At 68.1% G+C, this 23,050-nt stretch carries 19 protein-coding genes and 4 tRNA genes; 10 read left to right on the forward strand and 13 right to left on the reverse strand.

Going from position 1 to position 23,050, the window contains the following annotated elements:
• Positions 1-654: 654 nt before the first annotated feature.
• The 3 genes from CRP45_RS30170 to CRP45_RS30180 form a co-directional block, all read right to left on the reverse strand.
• A complete protein-coding gene (locus tag CRP45_RS30170; protein WP_097248046.1) occupies positions 655-2,484 on the reverse strand; it encodes an alpha/beta fold hydrolase in 1,830 nt (609 codons plus the stop codon).
• The gene (locus tag CRP45_RS30175) at positions 2,481-3,086 is read right to left on the reverse strand and encodes a TetR/AcrR family transcriptional regulator (RefSeq protein ID WP_245910585.1); all 606 of its coding nucleotides are present in this window, start codon (positions 3,084-3,086) and stop codon (positions 2,481-2,483) included. The genes CRP45_RS30170 and CRP45_RS30175 overlap by 4 nt, the downstream gene beginning before the upstream one ends.
• A gap of 396 nt (positions 3,087-3,482) precedes the next feature.
• A tRNA-Val gene (locus CRP45_RS30180) sits at positions 3,483-3,554 on the reverse strand.
• Positions 3,555-4,070: 516 nt separating this feature from the next.
• On the opposite strand from CRP45_RS30180, the gene CRP45_RS30185 reads away from it, so the two are divergent.
• The 6 genes from CRP45_RS30185 to CRP45_RS30210 all read left to right on the forward strand — a co-directional run bounded on the left by CRP45_RS30185 (position 4,071) and on the right by CRP45_RS30210 (position 7,651).
• A tRNA-Gly gene (locus CRP45_RS30185) sits at positions 4,071-4,143 on the forward strand.
• Between the two features lie 45 nt (positions 4,144-4,188).
• Positions 4,189-4,259: transfer RNA gene (locus CRP45_RS30190), tRNA-Cys, on the forward strand.
• Position 4,260: 1 nt separating this feature from the next.
• A tRNA-Val gene (locus tag CRP45_RS30195) sits at positions 4,261-4,335 on the forward strand.
• A 270-nt stretch (positions 4,336-4,605) separates the two neighbouring features.
• Positions 4,606-5,691: a sigma factor-like helix-turn-helix DNA-binding protein gene (locus CRP45_RS30200; RefSeq protein WP_245910586.1), complete on the forward strand. Its 1,086-nt coding sequence runs from the start codon at positions 4,606-4,608 to the stop codon at positions 5,689-5,691.
• Positions 5,692-5,828: 137 nt separating this feature from the next.
• Positions 5,829-7,052: an LLM class F420-dependent oxidoreductase gene (locus CRP45_RS30205; protein WP_097248048.1), complete on the forward strand. Its 1,224-nt coding sequence runs from the start codon at positions 5,829-5,831 to the stop codon at positions 7,050-7,052.
• The gene (locus tag CRP45_RS30210; RefSeq protein WP_097248049.1) at positions 7,049-7,651 is read left to right on the forward strand and encodes a Dabb family protein; all 603 of its coding nucleotides are present in this window, start codon (positions 7,049-7,051) and stop codon (positions 7,649-7,651) included. The genes CRP45_RS30205 and CRP45_RS30210 overlap by 4 nt, the downstream gene beginning before the upstream one ends.
• 20 nt (positions 7,652-7,671) lie before the next feature.
• Here the strand turns inward: CRP45_RS30210 and CRP45_RS30215 are convergent, their stop codons facing one another.
• The 7 genes from CRP45_RS30215 to CRP45_RS30245 all read right to left on the reverse strand — a co-directional run bounded on the left by CRP45_RS30215 (position 7,672) and on the right by CRP45_RS30245 (position 16,947).
• Entirely contained in the window at positions 7,672-8,628 is a 957-nt protein-coding gene (locus CRP45_RS30215) for a hypothetical protein (RefSeq protein ID WP_245910589.1), read from the reverse strand.
• Positions 8,629-8,632: 4 nt separating this feature from the next.
• On the reverse strand, positions 8,633-9,883 hold the full coding sequence (locus CRP45_RS35360) for a pentapeptide repeat-containing protein (protein WP_372508109.1): 1,251 nt from the start codon (positions 9,881-9,883) through the stop codon (positions 8,633-8,635).
• A 173-nt stretch (positions 9,884-10,056) separates the two neighbouring features.
• Positions 10,057-10,962 carry a LysR family transcriptional regulator gene (locus CRP45_RS30225; protein WP_097248051.1) on the reverse strand — a complete coding sequence of 302 codons (906 nt, stop codon included), beginning with the start codon at positions 10,960-10,962 and terminating at the stop codon, positions 10,057-10,059.
• A gap of 70 nt (positions 10,963-11,032) precedes the next feature.
• Positions 11,033-12,586 carry a flavin-containing monooxygenase gene (locus CRP45_RS30230; protein WP_097248052.1) on the reverse strand — a complete coding sequence of 518 codons (1,554 nt, stop codon included), beginning with the start codon at positions 12,584-12,586 and terminating at the stop codon, positions 11,033-11,035.
• A gap of 129 nt (positions 12,587-12,715) precedes the next feature.
• Positions 12,716-14,032, reverse strand: a complete 1,317-nt coding sequence (locus CRP45_RS30235) for a cytochrome P450 (RefSeq protein ID WP_097248053.1) — start codon at positions 14,030-14,032, stop codon at positions 12,716-12,718.
• Between the two features lie 133 nt (positions 14,033-14,165).
• Positions 14,166-15,392, reverse strand: a complete 1,227-nt coding sequence (locus CRP45_RS30240; RefSeq protein WP_097248054.1) for a cytochrome P450 family protein — start codon at positions 15,390-15,392, stop codon at positions 14,166-14,168.
• A 58-nt stretch (positions 15,393-15,450) separates the two neighbouring features.
• On the reverse strand, positions 15,451-16,947 hold the full coding sequence (locus tag CRP45_RS30245; RefSeq protein WP_097248055.1) for a flavin-containing monooxygenase: 1,497 nt from the start codon (positions 16,945-16,947) through the stop codon (positions 15,451-15,453).
• 513 nt (positions 16,948-17,460) lie between these two features.
• Here CRP45_RS30245 and CRP45_RS30250 point away from each other — a divergent pair.
• Positions 17,461-18,000, forward strand: coding sequence for a GNAT family N-acetyltransferase (locus CRP45_RS30250; RefSeq protein WP_301315987.1), 540 nt, complete (start codon positions 17,461-17,463; stop codon positions 17,998-18,000).
• A gap of 12 nt (positions 18,001-18,012) precedes the next feature.
• Here CRP45_RS30250 and CRP45_RS30255 read toward each other — a convergent pair whose 3' ends face one another.
• Positions 18,013-18,765: an alpha/beta fold hydrolase gene (locus CRP45_RS30255; protein WP_097248137.1), complete on the reverse strand. Its 753-nt coding sequence runs from the start codon at positions 18,763-18,765 to the stop codon at positions 18,013-18,015.
• A 100-nt stretch (positions 18,766-18,865) separates the two neighbouring features.
• Here CRP45_RS30255 and CRP45_RS30260 point away from each other — a divergent pair, with 100 nt between their 5' ends.
• From CRP45_RS30260 to CRP45_RS30270, 3 genes are all read left to right on the forward strand, one after another.
• Positions 18,866-19,750: an ABC transporter ATP-binding protein gene (locus CRP45_RS30260; RefSeq protein WP_097248056.1), complete on the forward strand. Its 885-nt coding sequence runs from the start codon at positions 18,866-18,868 to the stop codon at positions 19,748-19,750.
• A gap of 41 nt (positions 19,751-19,791) precedes the next feature.
• On the forward strand, positions 19,792-20,571 hold the full coding sequence (locus CRP45_RS30265) for an ABC transporter permease subunit (protein WP_097248057.1): 780 nt from the start codon (positions 19,792-19,794) through the stop codon (positions 20,569-20,571).
• A 75-nt stretch (positions 20,572-20,646) separates the two neighbouring features.
• A complete protein-coding gene (locus tag CRP45_RS30270) occupies positions 20,647-21,135 on the forward strand; it encodes a GbsR/MarR family transcriptional regulator (protein ID WP_097248058.1) in 489 nt (162 codons plus the stop codon).
• Positions 21,136-21,151: 16 nt separating this feature from the next.
• Here the strand turns inward: CRP45_RS30270 and CRP45_RS30275 are convergent, their stop codons facing one another.
• Together CRP45_RS30275 and zapE are read right to left on the reverse strand one after the other, a co-directional pair.
• The gene (locus tag CRP45_RS30275; protein ID WP_218841202.1) at positions 21,152-21,949 is read right to left on the reverse strand and encodes a tyrosine-protein phosphatase; all 798 of its coding nucleotides are present in this window, start codon (positions 21,947-21,949) and stop codon (positions 21,152-21,154) included.
• A gap of 53 nt (positions 21,950-22,002) precedes the next feature.
• Positions 22,003-23,022 (reverse strand): cell division protein ZapE, encoded by a 1,020-nt coding sequence (zapE, locus tag CRP45_RS30280; RefSeq protein WP_097248059.1) that lies wholly within the window; start codon positions 23,020-23,022, stop codon positions 22,003-22,005.
• Between the last annotated feature and the right edge of the window lie 28 nt (positions 23,023-23,050).

The following is a 23,050-nucleotide window of genomic DNA, read 5'->3' on the forward strand; positions in this document are numbered from 1 at the left end:
CCTGGCGCACAGGTCGGCCTAATAGTAAAGACTTCGCAAAGCGCGTGGAAAGCCCTATGGTGCGCACGGGAGCAACTGCTATCAAAATGTGATGCAAGTCACAGATGAGGCAAGTTTACGGTCGGGCGAGCGAGAGGCCGCCGACGACTGCTTCGACGTGGCCGAGATCCCGAACCGCGGCGGCGCGATCCGCACGAGATCAAGCGCGCATCGACCGATTCCGCGCGCGCATCGACCGATTCCGCGATGGAGCGGTTGCCGCTCGATCAGCTCACCGAATCGGTGGCCGAGGAGTTTCCGCAGGCCCGGCATCGCCACAACTGGGCCACAGCCCGGTCATAGATTTCGGTCTTGTCTACCTCAGGCAAATCTGCTCTGAACTATGTGGTCAACTCCCGGCCCCGATCGGAATCCTTGGCAACACAGACGGATCGATCAGGCCATACAGATGGTCCAGGGCAATATGGGCATGTATTGCCGCACCACACGGCAGAGCGTCGTCGTTCGCGTAAAACGACGGATGATGGATCGGTACCAGGCCGCGACCGCCCGCGATGCGTGCGCGACCGGGATCCTCGTGCCGTTCGGGCCTGCTATCTCTCGGTCGGAGATCCCGCAGGGCTCGGTCGATTCGGCCTCTGAGCGTGGTGGGCGTCATCCGTGAGCCCGCTCCGTGATCGACGTCGCGGAGACAGGGTGACCGATGGCGTTGGCAAGGACCTCGGGATGGGTGAGCTGCGGATAGTGTCCGGCGCCGCGGATCGTCGTGAGCTCGACCCGTGTCTCGAGCGATTTCACCAGCACGTGCGCCTGGTCGGTGAGCCCATCCTCGGACCCGATGATCACGTGGACCCGGCCCGGATAATTCTCGAGCGTCGACCGCAGTTCGGCGCGCCACCTTTCGTTCGCCGCGGCGGCCAGCAATTTCGCGACGTTGGCCGCGACAGGCGAGCGGCGGAGGTCGAGCACGCTCGATTCCAGTGCGGCGGCGTAATCGGTAGTGCCGGTGAGCTTTCGAGACAGCTCCTCGGCTCCGATACGCCGAAGGTACCAACGGGTCAACGGTGTCAGACGTGTCGAGCGCTCGGCGCTCGGCTGCAGAAAGAATGGCGCGACCAATGTGATCTGTGCGACCCGCTCCGGGTTCGCGGCGGCGTACTCGAGCGCGGCGGCAGCGCCGATCGAATGACCCACCAGATGCGCATTACGTGTCGGTGCGAGTAGTGCATCGAGCCACGCCGACCACTCGTGCCCACTAGCCGAAGACATCCCGAGACCCGGCAAGTCGACGACACGCGCGTCGCCCAAAGCTGTCACGACCGGCCCCCAGGTATCGGCATTCACGGGCAGACCTGGAAGCACAGCGGTAGGCGAATCCGCCACTCCGATCCTGAATGTCCGGACACCCGCCAGCTCCTCGAAGGCTCGCGGAGATCTATCGGCGGTTACGGCCCCGAACCGATGGGCGGCAAGATGATCGGCCCAGCGAAGGATCGATGACGAGGTGTCCGGGAGAGGCAAATTGTGGCGCTGGGCGACCTCCTTGGCCGGCCCGGTGGGGTAGCGATCGGAGGCGAGGAAGGTCAGGGTTTCGGGATCGGCTTTGGTTATGCGCGGGGGAAGCCGCTTCACCAGCCCGACCGGAACGCGCGCCCGCGGTACCTTGACCCGGTAGTGCCGACCGACCAGGGAGAGCAGGTCCGGAAGTCCTGGAGTGGCATCGTCGAGCAGCCAGAAGGACTTCCCGACCGTGTCGGGATCGCTGGGAAGCAGAGCCATGAAGCGGGCCAGGTAATCGACCGGCACGATGGGGACGAATGTGCTCGAATTCCCTGGCAGGGCCGCCATGGTTCCCTGCCAGATCTCTTTCAGGTTCGCCGCGAGACCGAGCTGCTGGTCGGACTCTCCGGTGGTACTGACGCCGATGACGCTGGAGGGGTTGACGATCGACCACGGGACACCCAACTCGTTGGCCACGGCCTGAAAGACCGCGTCGCCCTCGACTTTCGAAGCCTCGTAGGCACCGAGACGACGGTAGGTCCGATCGACGCGCTCCGCACTCCACGGCACACCGGCCGGGTCCTGCCCACCCACGCGGTAGCCGGAAACATGCACCACCCTGGCCAACTTCGGCAACTGGGCTGCCAAAGACACGATCGCCCGGACGTTGTCCACATTGGCTTGCCGCGCCTCTGCCGTGGTCATCCCCCATCGGTAGGCGCCCGCGCAACCGTAGACCTCGGTGACGTCGATCAGTTCCCGGTTCTCGCCTTGGATCAGTCTCGGCGTATCGAAGTCGACCCGAAGATCGATCGGAGCTTCCCTACACCCGTGGTCAGCCAACCAGGACGCCAGCCGCGCGAAGGACTCGCTACTACGCGTGGCGGCGGTGACACGAATACCGACCTCGTCCAGGGCAAGTATGAGATGGCGCCCAAGGAATCCGCTGGCCCCGAAAACCAGCGCGTGACGTGTTTCGTTCATGACGACTTCTCCTCCGTAAGGGATGGCGTTCCGCCGAGCAGGCTGTCCAGGACTGTTGCGACGCTGCGTAGCGGTTCGACATCGCGCGTTGCTCGCGCCACGATCACGGCCCCCTCGACCATGCTGACCATCGCCGTCGCCAGGGTGCGAGCAGCCGAAGGCGGGTGACCGGCTGCGGTGAGATGCTCGCCGATCAAAGCGATCCAGGACTCGAACGCGGCCGCGCAAGCCGAACGCAGCCGTTCACTCTGGGCACCCATCTCGAGCGTGACCACCGACACCGGACAGCCGATTCGAAAGTCACTGTCCACGAGCAGGCCAACCAGCACATCCAATACCTGCCGGATCAGATCCGCGGTGGCGATCGCCGTCGGCTGCTCGGCCAGCAATGCCCGAAACCGTTCGGCCGCAAGTTCGATCGCCTTCTCGCCGAGCTCCTCCTTCCCTTCCGGGAAATGGAAGTACAGCGACCCTTTGGGGGCGCCCGCATGCGTCAGGACCGCGTTGAGTCCGACACCGCTGTAACCGTGCGTCTGGATCAACTCCAGCATCGACTGCACCATTCGACCGCTGGTCTCAGCTCCCTTGGTGGTAACACTCATTTGGCTCACAATAGACCGGTCTACCTATTCTCTCAAGTTGGCAGGTATCAGCGGGCACGGCAACAGAGGGCCGAGCGAGGAACTCTCCCCGACGCGGGTCATGACCGAATTCCGCTCCCGAAGGGAAGCCAAATCAGGTGTCACCTGTCACTGCAGCAGTCGCGAGCGGACGCGCCTGCCGGGATCGATTGGCGCTCATCGCGCCCCTCCAGCCACGTCAGTACGACAAACATCATCGGATCGACGGGATGTGGAGCTTTACCCAAGACCAGGCGAAGGGAGCAGCAGAGAGCGAGAGGCCCAAAAATGGCCAATAGGATACAGGTTTGGGTACAGTGCCCCGAATGAAGAATGGCCCTGCACCAGGAACTTGCTGGTCAGGGCCATCTTGTCGAGTGGTCCCAGCTGGGATCGAACCAGCGACCTTCCGCGTGTGAGGCGGACGCTCTCCCGCTGAGCTATGAGACCGAACTCTCCGTTCGAGAGGCGACTTCGTGCCGTCCGAACGAGATGGAACATTAGCACGCTCTACCGGTCAGTCACCAAATCGCCATCTGAGTGGCACCGATTGGTCGTGTTGCCGGGTCACAGCCGGGTTCGCGATTTTCGTCGGTTTGCGAGAGCGGCGGCACCATCCTCCACGAGCCACCCGGGCGACTGCGCGGGCTCGAACGGTGCCGGCCCGAAGCCACCCGAGTGGTAGCCCGACCCAACTCCGCGCGGCGCCCGGACCCCAACCGATGGGTCCGGCCCCGAGCCGACGAGTCCGCCCCAGCGGTACCTCGGTTCGACATGAGCAATCCGGAGCGACTCGCCGCCGCACGAGCCTCCCCAGTCCCCCACACCCCATCGGCCGCACGGGCCACACTCGCAACTTCACCGTTTCCGGCCGTTCTACCAGCGGATTTGTACCTTTCACCGGGCGTCGGCTAATGTTCTGTCTCGCACCACGGAGGCCGGAACGAAAGCCCCCGAGATGCAAATGCGGATGTAGCGCAGCTGGTAGCGCATCACCTTGCCAAGGTGAGGGTCGCGGGTTCGAATCCCGTCATCCGCTCGAGAGGTAGGGCCAGGCAGTGTAAACAGCCTTCCCCCTTTGCGCGGTGGAGTGGCCGAGTGGTGAGGCAACGGCCTGCAAAGCCGTGCACACGGGTTCGATTCCCGTCTCCACCTCGCGCGATTAGCTCAGCGGGAGAGCGCTTCCCTGACACGGAAGAGGTCACTGGTTCAATCCCAGTATCGCGCACCATCTCAACAAGTAAGGCCCCCTCCACCGAGGGGGCCTTACTTGTTTCCAAGTCCAGCCCGCTCGAGCCCTTGTCATCCCTGCACGTGCGCCTCGCCACGAAGGTGAATGGTCAGCCGCATGGGCTCGAGATTGTCGGGAGGCCTCGTTAGGCTGCGGGTTGTGGCTGGTGAATCGGGGTTCAGTGGTGAGGGGGACGGGGGGTTGTTCGTTGACGACATTCGGGGGGAGGTGGCGTTCGGGCTCGAAGAGGTGAATGAAGGGGTGGCGGGGATGGTGGGGGTGGTCGCGGAGCGGCGGAAGCGGGATGCGGAGATTGTGGGGTTGCGGCTGGGGATCGGTGGGGAGGGGCCGGAGACGTTGGCGCGGATCGGGGCTCGGTTCGATCTGGCGCGGGATCGGGTGCGGCAGTTGCACACTCGGGCGGTCGGGCAGATGTTGCGGGAGGCGGCGCTGACCCGCGCGGAGGCGGAGGTATTCGCGGAGCGATATCCGGTGGATGGGCGGGATTCGGCGCTGGTGCGGGCGCTGCTGGTGGAGACGTACGCGACCGACACGGATTTGGCGGCCAACGAGTTGTCGTATCTGAAGCTGCGGCTCGCGGGGCACGCCCCGGAGGACGCGAAACGGATCGCGGGCTACGTCATGCAGCGGATCATGGCGTGGCAGAAGAAGACGAACCGACAGCTGGCGAAGTTGCGCGACGCCGAACCCGCGGCCGCCGCGGAGGTCGGCGAATGGTCGGCGCGCATCGAGTGGCCTTCCGGCACGGCCGCCGCGCTGCCGACAAGCTCCGCCCGGACGGTCGACGGTGACGACGACGGTCGCGGACGGTTCTACCTGGACAAGGTGGGCCGCGACGTCGGTTTCGACTCCGCACTCCAAGCCAGGCTGCTGCGCACCCTCAACACGGCGGACCTCATCGAGACGTTCCAGGAACATCCGGTGGCGGTGCCGTACGACATCGACGGTGCCGAACGGGTCCACTACCCGAGCGTCGCCGCGCGTTTCACCGACGGACGGATCGCGCTGATCGACGTGCAGCCGCTCGGCCACGTCGCCTTCCACGTCAACCGCGTCAGGTCCGCGGCCGCCCGAGCCCGCGCGCACGCCGAAGGTTGGGGGTGGCTGGTCTGGACGGGCAGCCGCCTCGGTCTACCCGAGTTGGCTGGTCGCGAGGTGGACGCGCGCCACGAGAAGGGACTAACCGAACTCGTCGAACGCGGCCCGGTGCCGTGGCACGAAGTACGGCGGCTGCACCACGAATCCGGGCTCGAACTGCTCGATTTCGCCGCGCTGGTCCTGCGCAACGAATGGCGTTGGGACCGCGGCCCCTTCCGCCTGACCCGCGCCACATAGCTCGACGACCACGACCAAGCCCGGCCATAGCTCCTGACAAGAGGTGCATCTCGCTCACCGAGACCACCGCTGTGTTGTGACCGCGCCAACACGCCACATTCGTCGTGGGGGCTGGATTCGACACTGGAGGTGGCCGGATGCGACTCGGCATGCTCATGCCGTACCTGGATGGATTGGTGACGTCGGGCGGATTCCTCCGGGAGTTCGCCGCCGCGGCGGAGGACTGCGGGTTGGAATCCATCTGGACCGTCGAGCACGTGGTGGTGGCGCAGGATTACGAGCCCCTGTACCCCTACTCTCCGGACGGAAAGATGCCCGGCGGTGATCTCGGTGTGCCGATGACCGATCCGCTGGAGACGCTCGCCTTTCTGGCCGGGGCATCGACCACACTGAAGCTCGGCACCGCCATGGTGGTCGCGCCACTGCACAGTCCCGTGGTGTTGGCCAAGCGGGCGGCGACCCTGGATATCCAGTCCGGCGGCCGGCTGCTGCTCGGTCTCGGAATCGGTTGGCAGAAGGAGGAATACGCGGCCATCGGGGTGCCGTTCGCGGATCGGGGCGCACGGCTCGACGAGTGCATCGGCGCCATGCGTGCGCTGTGGACCGAATCGCCCGCCAGCTACTCCGGTACGCACGTCTCGTTCGACAAGCAGTTCTGCCTGCCGCAGCCATCGCGACCGGTGCCGATTGTGTTGGGCGGCAACAGTGTTCCGGCAGTGCGCCGAGCGGGCCTGGTGGGTGACGGCTGGTTCCCGTACACCATCACCTCGGACGACTTCGCCCGCGGCGCCGATCGGATTCGCGAAATCGCCACGGCGGAGGGGCGTTCCGAGGATGCGGTGGAAATGACCATCTGGCCCGGCTCCCGCGACTTCACGCGTGAGTTCGACGCCGATTTCGTGCGCCCCTACGTACGCGCGGGTGCGAGCCGAATCGTGCTGACCCCACCCATGTTCGGCGAGGAATCGCTGCTCACCGGTGTGGAACGGCTGGCGGACTACGTCGACCGCTACCGCGACGAGGTGGGTGGCGAAGCTGTGAACACCGTGAACCCGGTTCGCGTCCTCGACCGCGTAGTCCTGCCCGCCGAACGGGCCGAGGACTGGTTGGCCCGGTGGCGCGCCGACTATCTCCCCGGCGCAACCGCCCGTGGCCTGCGCGCACCCCGCGTCCTGCGTGCGTACCACGCCGCTGATTCCATTGCGCTCCAGATCATCTGGGAACTCCCCGGCATCTACGACTTCTACGGCATGCGAGCCGTCGCCGCCGCCGATCCCGACGTGGCGCGCTTCTGGGCCGACACCGATGCCATCGCGATATCCCGCGAACGCCACATCATGGCGGCGGAGGAGCAGGCATGAAGCGTTGGATAGTCCTGAGCGACCTCCCCCACGACATCGACGCCGACGCATGGACATCGGAACTGGCCGCGGCCGCCACCGAACGCACCGGTGTCCGACACTGCTCCGGCGGCGCGGACCAGCCCGGCAGCACCGGCGGCCTCGGCACGACCTGGGACCTGATCGGCGACACCACACCCCGGCAAGCCCTCCCCGAGCTGTTCGACGCGCCGGTGGACGCGGTCTCGCTGACCCGAGTGGCGTCCCACGTCGTGCCCTGCGAAACGGAGCGTCGCATCAAACGAACACTGCTGCTCACCGTGCGCCCGGAAACTCCTGCCGAGCTGATCGCTCGATTCGAATCCGATCTCGTGGCCATGCCCACCCACATCCCCGCCATCCGATCGTGGTCCCTGAGCCGAACGGACGGCCCGAGCACCTGGACCCACGCCTGGGAACAGGAATTCGCCGACCCCGTGGGTCTCAACGGCGACTACCTCCTGCACCCGTACCACTGGACCCACGTGGATCGCTGGTTCGACCCGGAAATCCCAGGCTCCATCGTCGAACCCGCCATTGCCCACCTGTACCGCTGGGCAGACGGTCCGGTGCTGACCTGATCCAACGCCCAGCGACGAGCTCAGCGCACCACCATCGCCGCGGCGAGGAACGTCACGATCAGCAGCATGGCGCAGTAGGTGATCAGCTGCCAGTGGCTGACGGTCTGTTGGAGGCCGGCGATGGTGGCGCGGAGGGTGTTGTCGACGCGGTGGTGGTCGGCGAGTTTGCGGTTCACCTCCGCGAGGGCGTCCGCCTGTTCCTGGGCGTCGTGTTCGGCGCGCTCCAGGCGGGCGGTCAGCTTCATGACCTGTTTCTGCTTGTCACGGACCGATTTCCGGGAGAGGGCGAGCGCGGTGCGTTGATTCATCAACTCCTGCCGCTGCCGGGCGATCACCGCGGCCTGTGTTCTCGTGTGATGCTCCCAGTCGGTCACGGTGGCCCATCCTCCCGTCATCTCGTCGCGGAAACCCCAGACGATCTCACCCGATACCCAGCCGCGCAGGAACTCGCGCAGTTCGAACGGCTCGCGCCGCGGCATCGCGACGGCGCTGTGCTCGGCGTCGAGCATGCCCATGTCGACGAGGTAATCGCAGGCGGGCGGGGCGAAGTCGGCGATGCCGAGCGCGGGCAGATGGGCGACCCAGTAACCCGGCTGGCACAGCCACAGCACGCCGTCGCACCCCGCCTCGCGCAGCCGGGCGGTGTGCTCCAGGGCGAGGGTACGGTCCAGCGGCCCGCCGCGCACCTCGATGGCGTAGGTCCGCTCGCCGATCCGCCACAGGATGTCGACGCGGATACCCCCGATGCGCCGATCCACGTCGGCCTCGTCGGCGCCGAAGGCGACAAGCCTGCCGCACAGCCAGTACTTGAGCCGCTGGATATCCCATTGGGCATAAGCGCATCCCGGGCACCGGCAGCTGTACCGGGACCGATCGCTCACCGCGGTGCGAATCTCGTCCGGAACCTCGGCGATGCCCAATTCGGCGAGCACCGCCCGACGCCCGCAAGCCTGCTCCACACGCTGCGTCGTTCTCACGCGATCACTCCCCTGCCCAACACCGCACGGTCTCGCGACCTACTCCATAGATCAAGAGTGCGCCTAACTTTCTCCGCTCGCCAGCCCCCTTTACCCCGCGCTCGGGTGCGCCGCGCCCGTCGCGACGCCGCTCACCAGGCGATGTGTGCTGCGTCACAAGGGTTTTCGCAGCGACATGCGCGAGAAACACCACAGAAATTTCGGTCGATTGATACTTGCCGCCAATTCGGCGACGCGGCAGGACGCGCCGGACCGCCCGCCCGCCGCAGGGACCGCGACGGCCGTGCTCGCCCCGCGCCGCCAAATGCCTGCGGATAGAATCGCCGGGCCACGCACGGAGTTCGGGCATCGACGGGGAAGAAGGTACGCATGGAGCACGGCCAGCAGGGCGCCGAGTCGGTCGGCGCGATCTTGTCGGGCATCGCGGAGCTCCTGCGCGAGGTGAGCGACAAGCTCGACAGCGTCGCCGCCCGAGTGGGCGACGACAACGGCGTCGAGGCGCGCCTGAAGAAGCTGGAGGCCTGGGCCTTCCGCACCGAACAGAACGTTTCGTCGCTGGAAGCCCGGCTCGACGACGTGGCGTCCGGTGCCGCCGTCGAACGCACCGTGCCGTCCGCCCGCGCCGAGCGCCGCGGGCACGCGGCACGAACCGACGCGCCGCGATCCGAAACCCTACGGTCGGAGAACCTACGGGCCGAGGCTCCGCGCTCCGAGGCACTGCGTCCCGAAACCACGCGCTCCGAAACGCCACGCCCCGAAACCGCGCGCTCGGAAGCGCTGCGCCCGGAAGCCATGCGCTCCGAAACACCGCGCCCCGAAGCGACGCGCCCGGAGACACCGCGCCCCGAAACCTCCCGCGCCGAACGTCTACGACCGACGGCTCCGCTCCGCCAGGAAACCGCGCCCGAGTCGCCGCGCACCGACAGCTTGGAAGCGGCCGCCGTCGCGGCGCGGGTCGAGCAGCAGCCCGCCGCGACGAACGGGCTGCCGCGCAGAGAGCCCGTCTCCGTCCCGCCCGCGCTGCACGATTGGGTCGAACCGAACGTCTCGCGGGGCGCGCCCTACGACGCCGCGCCCGAACCGATCTCGAACGCGCACTCCGAACCCGCGGAGATCGCGCCGCGGACGGAAGCACCGCAGGAACGCCTGGACTACGGCAGTGTCGGCACGCCCGGTGTCGACGCCGCACCGCGACTGAACGGTCGTTTGGAGGCGCCCACGCTGACCAGCCGCCCCGACGCGAACCTGACCGCACCGCGCGCCGACCGCGAGGAACCGGCCGCCGCGCCGACCCAGCACCGCTCGGCCATCGAGGACAACTCGCACGTCGACAAGTTGCAGGCCATGCTCGACGAACTCAAGCGCAACCCGTCGGGCCCGTTCGGCAGGCCGCTCAGCACACCCCCTGGCGACCTGCCCGCGCAATAGTCACCCGCTCGCGCTCGGCGCGAGCAACCTGCGGATCGATTCCCGCAACCAGCGATGCCCGCTGTCGGCGGTGTTGCGCGGGTGCCACGCCATGCCGATCGTCACCTCCGGCAGCGGCAGCGGAATGTCGAAGGCGCGCAACCCCATCGCCCGCAGCGCGTCGTCGGCCAGCCGGGCGGGCGCCGGGCAGACGAGTTCGCCGGAGCGCACCGCGAGCAGCGCGGTGCTGAGGTCAGGGACGATCGCGACCACCCGGCGCGTGCGTCCGTGCAGCGCGAGGCGGTCGTCGATCGGGCCGCGGGCTCGACCATGTCGCGAGATCGAGAGGTGCGCCGCGGCGGCGTAGGCGGCCACCGTGACCCGCTCGGTGATCAGCGGATGATCCGGCGCGGCGACGCCGACGAGGCGGTCTCCGAGCACCCGCTGCACGGTGATCTCGGGATCGCTGCGTTCCAGGACGCCGACCGCGATGTCGGCGCGGCCGTCGCGCAGCGCCGACGAGCCCTCCGCGCCGTCGGCCAGGAAATGCACGGTGACGCCGGGCGCCCGGCGCCGCACCGCGGCGAGCAGCGGGGCGGCGAGGTGGGCGCGGACGGTGTCGTCGGCCTGCACTGTGAATCCGCGCCGCAACCCGGCGGGATCGGCGTCCGTGCGGGTGTCGAGCAGCGCGCGTCCGCGTTCGACCAACGCGCCCACCTCGTACCGCAATTCGAGTGCCCTCGGTGTCGGAACCAGGTTCCGCCCGGAGCGGACGAGCAACGGATCGTCCAGCACCTGGCGCAGCCGCGCGAGCGTGCGGCTCATGGCGGGAGTCGAGGTGCCCAGGCGCTCGGCGGCTTTGGTGACGCTGTTCGTGTCGAGCAGCGCATCCAGAGCAACCAGCAGATTCAGGTCGAGGGCGTCCACTCGCGGATTATCACAGAAGCAATTCGGACGCGGTCGCGTTGCGCCGGTGACAATCCGCGAGCACGGCGTTTCAGGCCTGAGATGGGTGTGGATCGCGCTGCGGCTCCGGGTACAGCTCGGTCGAAGTCGGGGCGGGCGGCGTCGGCTCGACCGGCGTCTGCCCGCGCTGCGCGAGTCCGCGATAGGCGGCGGGTTTCACGGGCCGGAACCACTGGGCGAGCCGGGTGCTCAGCGGCAGCCGGAACTTCAGGTCGGCCAGCATCTCGTCGATGTTGTGCAGCGCGAACGGGGTGATGGTGGTGCCGTGCGCGTGGTGGCCGCCGGTGCCCGCCGCCATCCAGCGCAGGCGGGCGTCGATCTGTTCGGTCATCTCCTCCTGCGACGGTAGCGTCAGACGTCCGCGCAGCAACGCGGCGGTCCAGTGCGCGCCGACCTCGGCGCTGAGCGTGCCGAGCAGTGAGGAGTTGTAGCCCGCGAAGGTCAGGTTCGGCACCTCGGTCGGCAGAATGTGCCGGTAGAGGCGGAAATTGCCGTCGTCGTCGGTGAGCCTGCGCTGGATGTACGGGGTCAGGAACGGCACCCGCTGCTGGAAGCCGGTGGCGCACACGACGATGTCGGCGGGCAGCACCTGCCCGTCCGACAGCCACGCGGCACAACCGGCGGGCGTGCCGGACAACTCGGTGACGCTGGTGTCGCGCAGCACGGTGATCCGGCCGTCGCGGACCTGCTCGAAGAATCCCTCGGTGGCGATGCTCGCGGTGCTCTGCGCGATCTCCTCGAACCGGCCCTCGGGGACCAGGTCGAGTTCGCGCAGGCCGAGCTTCTTGGTGGCGAGTTCCTGGATGACGTCGAAATCGGTGTCGCGGAAGCTGTGTCCGGCACCGTGCAGGAAGCGTTCGAACCCGCGCGGGCTGTGGTAGCGGAAGTGCGCCTCGCCGAGCCGGGTGAGGAACAACCGCTCGAAGTCCAGTCCGGTGCTGAGCTTGCGCGGCATCTTCCACAGCAAACGTCGAGCGACCACCGTGGTCTCGGCCGCGACGTGGCTCACCGCCTCGGCGATGTCGCAGGCGGACTGGCCGTATCCGACCACCACGACCGACTTCCCGCGCGCCTGTTCGATGTCGAGGAACTCGGAGGAGTGATAGAGCTGCCCGCCGCGCGCGAGGAACGCCTCGGCGCCGCGGTAGTCGGGCATCGCGGGTTCGCTGAACACGCCGTTGGCGACGACGAGGTGGTCGCACGAGGTGCGGTGCACACCCGTCTCGTCACGGATCTCCAGCAGCCAGCCGCTGTCCACCGGGTCGGCGGCCACCACCTCGGTGCCGAGGCGAAGGTTCTCGCGCAGCCCGAAGTGCTGGACGTATCCCTCCAGGTAGGCCTGCATCTGGGCGCCATCGGGCACGCGCGGGTAGTCCTCGGGCATGGCGTAGTCCGAGAAGCGGTAGGTGTGCTTGCTGTTCAGCGTGCGCAGCCCGGGATAACGCCGGGTCGCGCTCCACACACCACCGACATCGGGAGCCCGTTCGAAAACCTCGACCGGAAAACCCGCTCGGCTCAACACCTTCGCGCAGGCTAGGCCTGCGATGCCCGCACCTACGACCGCGATGCGGTTACCGCTCGTCATGGCCACCGAGATTACCCGCCCGCGGCGCGGCGCAAAGCCGGCGGGCGCAGATTCCTCGGATCTACGCTTACCTCCGCCCCCGCTGCGGCCGTGCGCGGACCGCCGACCGACTCCATCCGGCTGCGCCTCCTAACGCGGCGTGACCACGATTCTGGCCTTGCCGCGCGGCACGGTGGTGATATTCCGCACTCGCCCGCGCTCGGGCCGTGAGTCGGCCAACGCCAGCGTGTGCCTGGTCAGGACCTCGCGCAAGACCGCGGTCCCCTCCATGAGCGCGAAGCCCGCGCCGAGGCAGCGGCGCACGCCGCCGCCGAACGGCAGCCACGTGTTCGGCTCGACCTCGCCGTCCAGAAAGCGCGCCGGGCGGAAAGCGGCCACGTCGGGATAGCTCTCGGGGCGGCGGTGCGCTAGGAAGATCGAGCAGCTGACCGTAGTGCCCGCGGGCAGGTCCCATTCGCCGATGGTGGTGTCCTCGGTGAGTTTGCGTACCGCGCCGGGAATCACCGTGTGCAGGCGCATCGCCTCCTTCAGCACCGCTTCCACGGCCTTGTCGTCGCAGGCACACACGGCCCGGCATGTCGCGAGCTGTAGCGCCGGGTCGGCGGCGAGTTCGTAGAGCGCCCAAGCCAACGCCGCCGCGGTGGTCTCGTGCCCGGCCAGCAGCAAGGTGACCAGTTGATCGCGCAGTTCCGCGTCCGTCAGCGGCGCTTCGCCACCGCCGACTTGGAGCAGCCGGGACAGCACGTCGGTGCGTTCGGCCAGATCGGGAGCAGCGCGCCGCTCGGCGATCTCGCGGTAGAGCAGGTCGTCGATCGAGGCGAGCGTGTCGTGGAAGGACCGCCACGGCCAATAGCGCTGCAACCGCGGCATGCGCAGACCCGCGTACTGCAGCGGGCCGATGGTGACGATGCGATGCAGTCGCGGCGCTAGTTCGGCGCGGGTGCGTTCGTCGGTGACGCCGAAGACCACCCGCATGATCACCTCGAGGGTCAGCGCATTCATCCGGTCCAGCGTGACCACGGTCGAGCCGGGCCGCCAGCCCGCGGTCTCCGCGGCGGCGATCTCGCTCACCAGGTCGCGATAGCCGCGCAGGGCCGCCCCGTTGAACGCGGGCATCAACAGCTTGCGCGCCCGCGCGTGTTCGGCTTCGTCGGTCAGCAGCACCGAATGCGGGCCCATCACCGGACCGAGGATGTTGTTGGCCTCCCCCGCGTGCATGTCGTATGGGTCCCCGGCGAAGATCTCCTTGATGTGCTCGGGTCGGGAGAACACCACGAGCCGATCGGCGAACGGAGGAATGCGCAGCGAGAAGACCTCGCCGTAGCGGCGGCGCAGCACCGGCAGCAACTCGGCGCGGTACCGGAGGTAGAGGAAGGTCTGAGCGAACACCGGAAGGGCCGGGCCGGGCGGGTAACCCGCGACCGTGGCTGCGTGCCCTCGACTCATCGCTCCTCCTGAGGTGTCCGCGGGGGTGTGCCGAACTCAGCGTGGCACACCCGCGCGACCCTCGGAACCCTCGTCGGCGCCGCTGTGCACAACCGCGGGCCTGTGGATGACTCGCCGAGCCGCCCCGCGAAACTCAGCGCAGCGCGGGCGACTTGGTCGTCTCCACCGGCAGATCCAGCACGCCGCGGAACAGGACGCTCTCCCGCCACAGGATGTCGTCGGCGTCCACCGCGAGACGCATATCCGGATAGCGCTCCAGCAGCCGGGAGATGGCGATACGCGCCTCCAGCCTGGCCAGGCCCGCGCCGAGGCAGTAGTGGATGCCGTACCCGAAGGCCATGTGGCCGTTGGCGTTTCGGCCGGGATCGAAGGTGTCCGGCGCCTCGAAGTGCTTGTCGTCGTGGTTGGCCGAACCCAGCGCGACCAGCACGAGTTCCCCGGCCGGGACCTCGGTCTCGCCGATGACGGTCGGCACCGTCGTGTAGCGCAGCGTCGCCATGTTCACCGGGCCCTCGAAGCGCAGCATCTCCTCGATCAGCGCGGGCACCTGGTCCGGATCCTCGCGCAGGGCCGCGTATTTCGGCGGATCGGCGAGCAGGGTGAGCATGGTGTTGCCGATCAGGTTGACCGTGGTCTCGTGGCCCGCGATGAGGATGAGGAAGGCCATCGAGATGATCTCGTCGTCGGTGAGCCGGTCGTCGGCTTCGCTGGCGCTCAGCAGATCGGAGAGCAGGTCCGGGCCGGGGCCATCGGCGCGACGGCGGGCGAGCAGCTCCTCGAAGTACGCCACGATCGCGTCGGTGGCCACGCGCATCCGCGCCGGGTCGGCAAGGGTGATGTCGGAGACCACCGCCGACCACTCCTTGAACTGCTCGCGATCGGCGGCGGGCACGCCGAGCATCTCGCAGATGACGGTGATGGGCAGCGGAAAGGCGAACTCGGCCATCAGATCCACCGGGCCGTCGGCCGCGGCGAGGCGGTCGAGCAGTTCGTCGGTGATGGCGGTGACGCGCGGGGTGAGCGCCTCGATGCGGGCGGGGGCGAACGCGGGGGTGACCAGCTTGCGCAGCCGGGCGTGGTGCGGCGGATCGGTGTTGAGCAGGTGGTAGCTGAGCCGGGCGTTGACGGCGCCGACGCCGCTCTCGCCCGCGCCCTCCCTGCGGGCGCCGGCGCCGGTGTCGGTGTGCGGGTCCTTGCGGATCGTCGGATTGCGCAGCGCCTCGCGCGCCGCGTCGTAGTCGACGATCAGCCAGGCGCGCACACCGGTGCGCAACTGGATCTGATGCACCGGGCCCTGCGCCCGGAGCTGCTCGTAGAAGGCATACGGTGTACGAAAGAATTCCGGTGGCAGCTGTCTCATGATCGAATGGCCTTCCCCAGTCGCGAGTTGTGTTGCGCCACTTCGATAGTGGCACGGGTCACGGGGTTCGGCCAGTATCGGCGCGGTGGCCGCCGCGGTCGCCGATCCGGACGACGGCGAACGATTCGGCGGGATGGCGGCGCAGCATCTTGCCGAAGGCGCGCGCCGAGGCGGGCCACGGATTGGTCACCCGGCCGGTGCAGTGCTTGTACCAGCTCCGCTCCACCGTGGGCCAGACGGTCGCGGACATCGCCTTGCCCAACCAGCGCTGGTAGTCGAGCGTCGCCTCGGGGGTCACCTCGATCGCGGCGGCGCCCAATTCGGCACGCCAACGCAGACAGCGCACGATGAAGTCGACCTGACACTCCTTCATCGTGGGGTTGCTTCCCGCCGGGTTGAACGTATTCGGCCCCGCGATGAGAAAGGCGTTCGGAAAACCGGGGACCGCCACACCGAGGAACGCGGACGCGCCGGTCGCCCACCGCTCGTGCAGCACCGCGCCGCCGCGGCCACGGACGGTGACCGGGACGAGGAACTCCGAGGCGCGAAAGCCGGTCGCGTAGATCAAGACATCGCAGCGGCGCAGCGTTCCGTCGACGGTCTCGACACCGTCGGCGGTCACCCGCTCGATCGCCTCGGTGACCAACTCCACGGTGGGGCAGGTGAGCATCGTGTAGAACCGGCTGTCGAACACGATGCGCTTGCCGCCGATGGGATAGCCGGGAGTCAGTTTGGCGCGCAGCGCGGGATCGAGCACCTGCCTGCGCAGGTGCCTGCGCGCCACCCACTCCACCGGTCGCGCCGACCAGCCGCGCCGCATCACCGGCGCGAGCACGCGGTCCGCGCCGTGATAGAGCATCCGGCGGTACAGCTCGTGCGCACCCGGAACCCGCAGTGCCGCACGGGAAACCGGGCCGAACTCGGGCCGCGGCTTCGGCAGCACCCAGTGCGGTGTCCGCTGGAAGACGAACACCCGACGCGCCGTCGCCGCGAGATCCGGCAGCATCTGCGCGGCCGAGGAGCCGGTGCCGATCACCGCGACGGCGCGGTCGCGCAGGTCCACACCGTGATCCCATTCGGCCGAGTGGAACGCGGGTCCGGCGAATTCCGCGCGACCGGGCAGATCGGGGATGTTCGGCCGGTGCAGTTGACCGACCGCGAAGACGACCACTTCGGCCATCGAGTAGTGACCGCACGCGGTGCCGAGTCGCCAGGATCCGGTGTCGTCGAGGTAGGTCGCCTCGGTGATGGCGACACCGAGGCGGAGATGCCGCGTTAAGCCGTGCTCGTCGGCCACCCGGCGCAGATACGCCAAGATCTCCCGCTGACCGGGGTAGCGCACGCGCCGGTCGCGGTAGGGCGCGCACGACAGCGAGTACAGATGCGAGGGCACATCGCACGAGCAGCCCGGAGAGGTGTTCTCGCGCCACACGCCGCCGACTTCGTGCCCCTTGTCGAAGATCAGGAAGTCCTCGATTCCGGCACGTTTCAGCGCGACTCCCATCGCGATGCCGCCGAATCCGGCGCCGATCACCGCGACCGCGCAGTCCAGCATTCGCTCAATCCTCCTCACTGTCGGATCGACCAGTAGACAACATCTAGCTACCTTGAGTCTTCGTCCAGCGCGAGGCGATGGATGGGAGTGATCGAGCACCGAATGCGCTACATCCCTTGCCTTGTCAGCAACGGTGCAACGACGAGCATTGACATGAGCCGCAACCTAGGATGCCCGACTATCTGATAGCACACATTTGGCTACCATCCGTACGCAGACCGGCCCGCGGAGCTGGCGGCGACTCGCCGCGCGCCGCTCACGAGGCAGACCCGTTCTTCGCCGACGCGCACGCCGAACCACGCGAGTCGGAAGCGGCCAAACGGATCCGCACGCCGCCCGGTCCGCGAGCAGTGCCGCGACTAGGCCATCGCCGCGGACGAACCGGACGGCCTGCGGGGCGGACCGACCCCGCGGAGCGAGTGCGCGATGGCCGCACTATCGTCCGGCCGCGCGGGACAGATCTCGGGAAGACGGATCCTGCGTGATTTCGCGCGAACGTGCTCTACTGGACGTATGAGCAACATCCCAGTCATCGTCGACCGGGCCGGATTGTGGGACGCCGAAGCCCTCAGTGACGTTGCGGCCACGACCTTTCCGCTGGCCTGCCCGCCCGACGCCAGCGCGGACGACATCGAGATCTACCTGACCGAGGTGCTGTCCGGCGAACGATTCGGCGAATACCTGACCGATCCCGCGCGGACGGTGCTCAAGGCGGTCGCGGGCGGCGACATCGTCGGCTACGCGATGCTGCACGCGGGCGATCCGGAGGACCCCGAGGTGGCGAGGGCCGTCGATCTGCGGCCGGTGCTCGAGATCAGCAAGATGTACGTCCTGCCCGGTCACCACGGCACGGGGGTTTCGACGGCGCTCATGCGTGCCGCGCTGGAGCGGGCACGCGAGGAGGGCTACGCGGGCGTGTGGCTCGGCGTCAACCAGGAGAACACCCGCGCCCAGCGCTTCTACGCCAAGCACGGCTTCCAGACGGTCGGCACCAAGACCTTCCCCGTCGGCAACCAGCTCCACCACGACTACGTGATGCGCTTGGTCTTCTGACCGCCGCGGGGCTCAGCGCACGAAATCGACAAGGGCGTCTTTGAATCCGGGATTCATCACGGCCAGCATGTGATCGCCGGGGACGACGACGCAGCGACCGTCCGGCAACGCGTCGGCGAGGCGCTCGGGTTCGGCGGCGAAAGGGTCCTCGGAGCCCGCGAGAACCAGCGCGGGGACGGTGACGTCGTCGAGCGTGCTGATCGGGCGGTCGTCGAGGCCGGTGACCACGGCGCGGATGGCATCCAGATCGGCGCGCACCGCGTCGGCGAGGACGCGGAACTGACGCGCCGCCCGTGACGCGCCCGCGCCGTCGCCGTTCATCGCGAGGCGAATCTCCTCGGGTTCCACCACCCGCCGGTCCACGCCGCCGCAGTCGAGCACACCCGAACCGATCCCGCCCACAGCGAGTTTCGCGACCCGCTCGTCGGCCGCGGCGACCAGCAGCGAGATCACTCCACCCATCGAATAGCCCACCTGCGCGACGTCGTCCAGGTCGAGTTCGTCGTAGAGCGCGCGCACGTCCCGCGCCATCGCCGACCACGAGTACCGCGCCGGATCGTGCGGCTTCTCCGAGCGCCCGTGCCCGCGCGCGTCCAGCGAGACGACCCGGTGTCCTGCGGCTTGCAGTGCGGCCACCACGCCCATGCTCATCCAGTTGGCGTTGGTATCGGCGACGACACCGTGCTGCAGCACCACCGTGCGACCTTCGCCGTCCCACACGCGGTAGTTCAGCTCCAGCCCGTCCCAGGTCTCGAACTTCGACATGTCCGGATCGTAGTCAGCCCAGCTATTGGTTGACATGTTCTGCATGTTCAGTCTTTACTGAACATATCGGCCATTGCCGAACAACCGTCGAAGGAGAACCATGTCCGCCGCGATCCTGACCGAAGGCCTCACCAAGCGCTACGGCAAGCACGTCGCACTCACCGACCTGAACCTGGAGGTCGCCGAGGGCGAGGTGTTCGGCTTCCTCGGGCCCAACGGCGCGGGCAAGTCCACCACCATCCGGATCCTGCTCGACCTGATCCGCCCGACGGCGGGCCGGGTCGAGGTGCTCGGCGTGGATCCCCGCGTCGGTGGCGCCGAACTGCGCGCGCACATCGGCTACCTGCCGGGCGAACTGGAGATCGAGGGCCGCAACACCGCAGGCGACCTGCTCGGCTTCCTCGCCGACCAGCGCGGCACCGTGGAACCCGGTCGCATCGCCGAGTTGGCCGATCTGCTCGATCTCGACCTGTCCAGGAAGGTCGGCGCGATGTCCAAGGGCAACAAGCAAAAGGTCGGCATCATCGCGGCATTCATGCACCGCCCCAAGCTGCTGATCCTTGACGAACCAACCTCGGGCCTGGATCCGCTTCTGCAGCAACGCTTTCTGACACTGGTCGGCGAGGCCAAGTCGAACGGTCAGACGGTCTTCATGTCCTCGCACATCCTCAGCGAGGTGCAGCAGACTGCCGACCGCGCCGTGATCATGCGGGCGGGCAGGCTGCTAGGCACCGAGAACGTCGAGGATCTGCGCCGCCGCTCCCCGCGCTCGGTGGAACTGGTCTTCGACGAGGACGTGTTCGCCGACGATTTCGCGAATCTGCCCGGTATCCGCGACCTCTCGGTGGTCGACCGGACGGTGCGCTGCACCACCGAGGGCGAGGTCGACGAGTTGTTCAAGACGGCGGCCAAATACCGAATGGTCAGCGTGCTCTCCACCGAACCGGACCTGGAGCAGATCTTCTTCAGCCTCTACGGCCGCTGAACCCTCCGACGAAACACTCTCACGCACAGGAGAACTCGAACATGACACGCTCGGTCTTCACCCAGACGCTGAAGGAACAGCGGCGCGGCCTGATCGGCTGGTCGATCGGACTGTCCATCGTCCCGATGATGTATCTGCCGTCCTACCAGTCGCTCCGGGACCAGGGCACGCTCGATATCGGGCAGAACGCGATGTACGACGCCATGGGTCTCAGCGATTTCGCCAGCGCCACCGGCTATCTCAACTCCACGGTGTTCTCGCTCATGGGTCTGCTGCTCATGGTGATCTTCGCGATCACCTTCGCCACCCGGTCGGTGACGCAGGAGGAGAACGGCATGCTCGATCTGCTGCTCGCCCAGCCGATCGGCCGGAAAAGCCTGCTGGCGCAACGGTTCGCGGCGCTCGCCGTGCAGACCGCGGTGGTGACCACGGTGCTGACGCTGAGCGTCCTCGCGGGCGCGAACAGCGGTGGCTTGAACATCGCCACCGGGCACATCGTGGCCGCGAGCGCGGGGCTCGGCCTGCTGAGCCTGCTGATCGGGGCCATCACCCTGATGCTCGGCGCGGCGACCGGAAAGCGCGCTCTGACATTGGGTTCCGCGGCGCTCGTGACGGTCGCGGGCTATCTGGCGAACAACCTCGGCGGGATGTTCGACGGGGGTGAGTGGCTGCGCAGGCTCTCACCGTTCTACTACGCCAACGGTGACTCGCCGCTGGTCAACGGCGCCAACCCCGTCCACCTGGCGGTGCTCGTCGCGCTGGCTGCGGTGGCTGTCGCGGTCGCGCTCGCCGCCTTCGAGCGCCGCGACCTCGCGGTGTAACCGCGGCGCACGGGGCGGGCCGACACGGTCCGCCCCGTTTTCCCGTTTCTCCGGAACGAAAGGGATACTCGACCGATGACCAGCACCGAACACGACCAGACCGCGCCAACGCCCGAACAGTTGGCGTTCGTCGAGGATTTCGCGCTCGTGCTCGAACGCATGGGTCTGGTCCGGATGACCGGTCGCGCGGCGGGCTGGCTGCTGGTGTGCGATCCGCCCGAACAGACCTTCGCCCAGATCGCCGACGCGCTGCAGGCGTCCAAAGGCTCGATCTCCAACTCGCTCAAGCAGTTGACCACCATGCGCTGGGTCGACAAGAGCTCCAAACCCGGAGACCGCAAGGACTACTACTCCATTCGGCCCGGCATCATGCCGGAGCTGATCCGCGCGCAGAGCAGCCAGTACACCGACCTGACCGCGATGACCGCGCGGGGGCTCGCGCTGTTCGAGGACCCGCACGGCGAGCAGGCCGCGCGGGTCCTCGACATCCACGAGTTCTTCGTCTGGCTGAGCAAGGAGATGCCCGCCCTCGTCGACCGGTGGTACGCCGAGCACCGGTCCTGACCCGGCGGTCGAACGCTCAGGCCAGCATCTTGGCCCGCAGCGCGGCGATGTCGGCGTCGGTCAGGCCCAGGCCGTCGCGCGCGTACGCGTCGAAGCCGCCGTAGGTCTGGTTCACCTGATCGAAAGCGGCGTCCAGCCAAGCGGATCGCACGCCGTTGAGCGGATCGTCCGGTCCGGCATCGCGATACCGGTTGGACAGCAGATAGTCCTCGGTCACGGTGGCGCGATCGACGCCGAGCAGGGTCAGCAGCACCGCCGTTGCCCAGCCGGTGCGGTCCTTGCCCGCCGTGCAGTGGTAGAGCACGGCGCCGTCGTCGGTCTCGATGACGTCGCGCAGCACCGAGGCGAAGGCCGCGTTGGCGCCCGGTGCGGTGATGAACGCGCGGTACAGGTCGGTCCCGCCGGTGAGCGCGGTGATCAGCACCAGCGGCGGCGCGTGGCCGATGACGTCGTCCCAGTGCTCGACGGCGCCCGTTGGCACCCGGTCCGGCGCGATCGTCCGCTCGTAGCCGGTGCGCAGATCGGCGACGACGCGGACCCCGAGCTCGCCGAGCGCGGCCAGGTCGGCCGGCGTCGCGTTGCTGAGCTGCCCGGTGCGATAGACCAGACCGGTGCGCACGAGGCGACCGTCGACGGTGCGGTAACCGCCCACGTCCCTGGCGTTCTGGACGCTGTGCAAGCCGACCGATCGTTCGAACGCGGTGTCCGCGGCGACCACCGGGTCGGCCACGGCGGCACCGGCCACCGGGGTGAACGCGATGGCAAGACCGGTCGCGGCGGCGATCGAGGCGCGCAGGGCGCGATCCGAGGTCACGTCGACGAATTCCTTTCCTCGCGCCCGCCGAGGCGGGCGGTCGTGCGGTCGGCTCAGGCCGCGGCGGCCTCGAAACGGGACAGCGCCAGCAGACGCGAGATGGCGCGCAGGTACTTCTTGCGGTACCCGCCGTCCAGCATCTCCTGGGAGAAGATCTCGTCCAGCTTGGCGCCCGAGACGGTGACCGGGACGCTGGCGTCGTACAGGCGGTCGGCGAGCACCACGATGCGCAGCGCGACGGCCTGGTCGGTCACGGGGTGCACCCCGGAGATGAACACCGACGAGAGCCCGGAGATCAGCGCGCCGTACTTGGACGGGTGCAGGGTGCTCAGGTGCTTCAGCAGGGCGTCGAAGTCGTCGAGGGTGGAACCCGGTGTGGCAGCGGCTCGTTCGGCGAGCACGTCGGGCGAGGTCGGCTCCGGCGCGGGCGGCAGGTCGCGGTGCCGGTAGTCCGGTCCGTCGACGCGCACGGCCTCGAAGATCGCGCCGAGCTTCTTGATCTCGCGCATGAAATCCTGCGCGGCGAAACGCCCTTCGCCCAGCTGGCCGGGCAGGGTGTTGGAGGTGGCGGCGATCGAAACGCCGCGGGCGGACAGCTCGGTCAGCAGGCGCGAGACCAGCATGGTGTCGCCCGGATCGTCGAGCTCGAATTCGTCGATGCACAGCACGCTGTTGCCCGCGAGCCGCTCGACGGCGTTGTTGAACCCGAGCGCGCCGACCAGGTTGGTCAGCTCGCCGAAGGTGCCGAAGGATTTCGGCGCGGGCGCGCTGTGGAAGATCGAGGCGAGCAGGTGTGTCTTGCCGACGCCGAAGCCACCGTCGAGGTAGAGGCCGGCGCCGCTGACCTGCTTCTTCTTGCCGAACAGACCCTTCTTGCCCGCGGCCTTGTGGATCTTGGCCACCTCGCCGGCGAAGTCCTCGGCCTTGCGCACGGCCGCGGCCTGGCTGGGCTCCTTCGGGTCCGGGATGTAGGAGGCGAAACTGACCTCGTCGAACATGGGCGGAGGCACCATTTGGGCGACGAGCTGGTCCGCCGGAACCTCCGGATGGCGATCGACAAGGCGTTCTTGCATGGACGAAGCCTAATGACGTGGTGTGATG

Source organism: Nocardia amikacinitolerans, assembly GCF_900215415.1.
In the GTDB taxonomy this organism is placed as follows: domain Bacteria; phylum Actinomycetota; class Actinomycetes; order Mycobacteriales; family Mycobacteriaceae; genus Nocardia; species Nocardia amikacinitolerans.

Bases quoted from the DNA above. Each gene is read 5' to 3' on its own strand.
- CRP45_RS30170 (WP_097248046.1), bottom strand. From the start codon at position 2,484: ATGAACGAAACACGTCACGCGCTGGTTTTCGGGGCCAGCGGATTCCTT.
- CRP45_RS30175 (WP_245910585.1), bottom strand. From the start codon at position 3,086: ATGAGTGTTACCACCAAGGGAGCTGAGACCAGCGGTCGAATGGTGCAG.
- CRP45_RS30200 (WP_245910586.1), top strand. From the start codon at position 4,606: ATGGTGGGGGTGGTCGCGGAGCGGCGGAAGCGGGATGCGGAGATTGTG.
- CRP45_RS30205 (WP_097248048.1), top strand. From the start codon at position 5,829: ATGCGACTCGGCATGCTCATGCCGTACCTGGATGGATTGGTGACGTCG.
- CRP45_RS30210 (WP_097248049.1), top strand. From the start codon at position 7,049: ATGAAGCGTTGGATAGTCCTGAGCGACCTCCCCCACGACATCGACGCC.
- CRP45_RS30230 (WP_097248052.1), bottom strand. From the start codon at position 12,586: ATGACGAGCGGTAACCGCATCGCGGTCGTAGGTGCGGGCATCGCAGGC.
- CRP45_RS30235 (WP_097248053.1), bottom strand. From the start codon at position 14,032: ATGAGTCGAGGGCACGCAGCCACGGTCGCGGGTTACCCGCCCGGCCCG.
- CRP45_RS30240 (WP_097248054.1), bottom strand. From the start codon at position 15,392: ATGAGACAGCTGCCACCGGAATTCTTTCGTACACCGTATGCCTTCTAC.
- CRP45_RS30245 (WP_097248055.1), bottom strand. From the start codon at position 16,947: ATGCTGGACTGCGCGGTCGCGGTGATCGGCGCCGGATTCGGCGGCATC.
- CRP45_RS30250 (WP_301315987.1), top strand. From the start codon at position 17,461: ATGAGCAACATCCCAGTCATCGTCGACCGGGCCGGATTGTGGGACGCC.
- CRP45_RS30255 (WP_097248137.1), bottom strand. From the start codon at position 18,765: ATGTCGAAGTTCGAGACCTGGGACGGGCTGGAGCTGAACTACCGCGTG.
- CRP45_RS30260 (WP_097248056.1), top strand. From the start codon at position 18,866: ATGTCCGCCGCGATCCTGACCGAAGGCCTCACCAAGCGCTACGGCAAG.
- CRP45_RS30265 (WP_097248057.1), top strand. From the start codon at position 19,792: ATGACACGCTCGGTCTTCACCCAGACGCTGAAGGAACAGCGGCGCGGC.
- CRP45_RS30270 (WP_097248058.1), top strand. From the start codon at position 20,647: ATGACCAGCACCGAACACGACCAGACCGCGCCAACGCCCGAACAGTTG.
- zapE (WP_097248059.1), bottom strand. From the start codon at position 23,022: ATGCAAGAACGCCTTGTCGATCGCCATCCGGAGGTTCCGGCGGACCAG.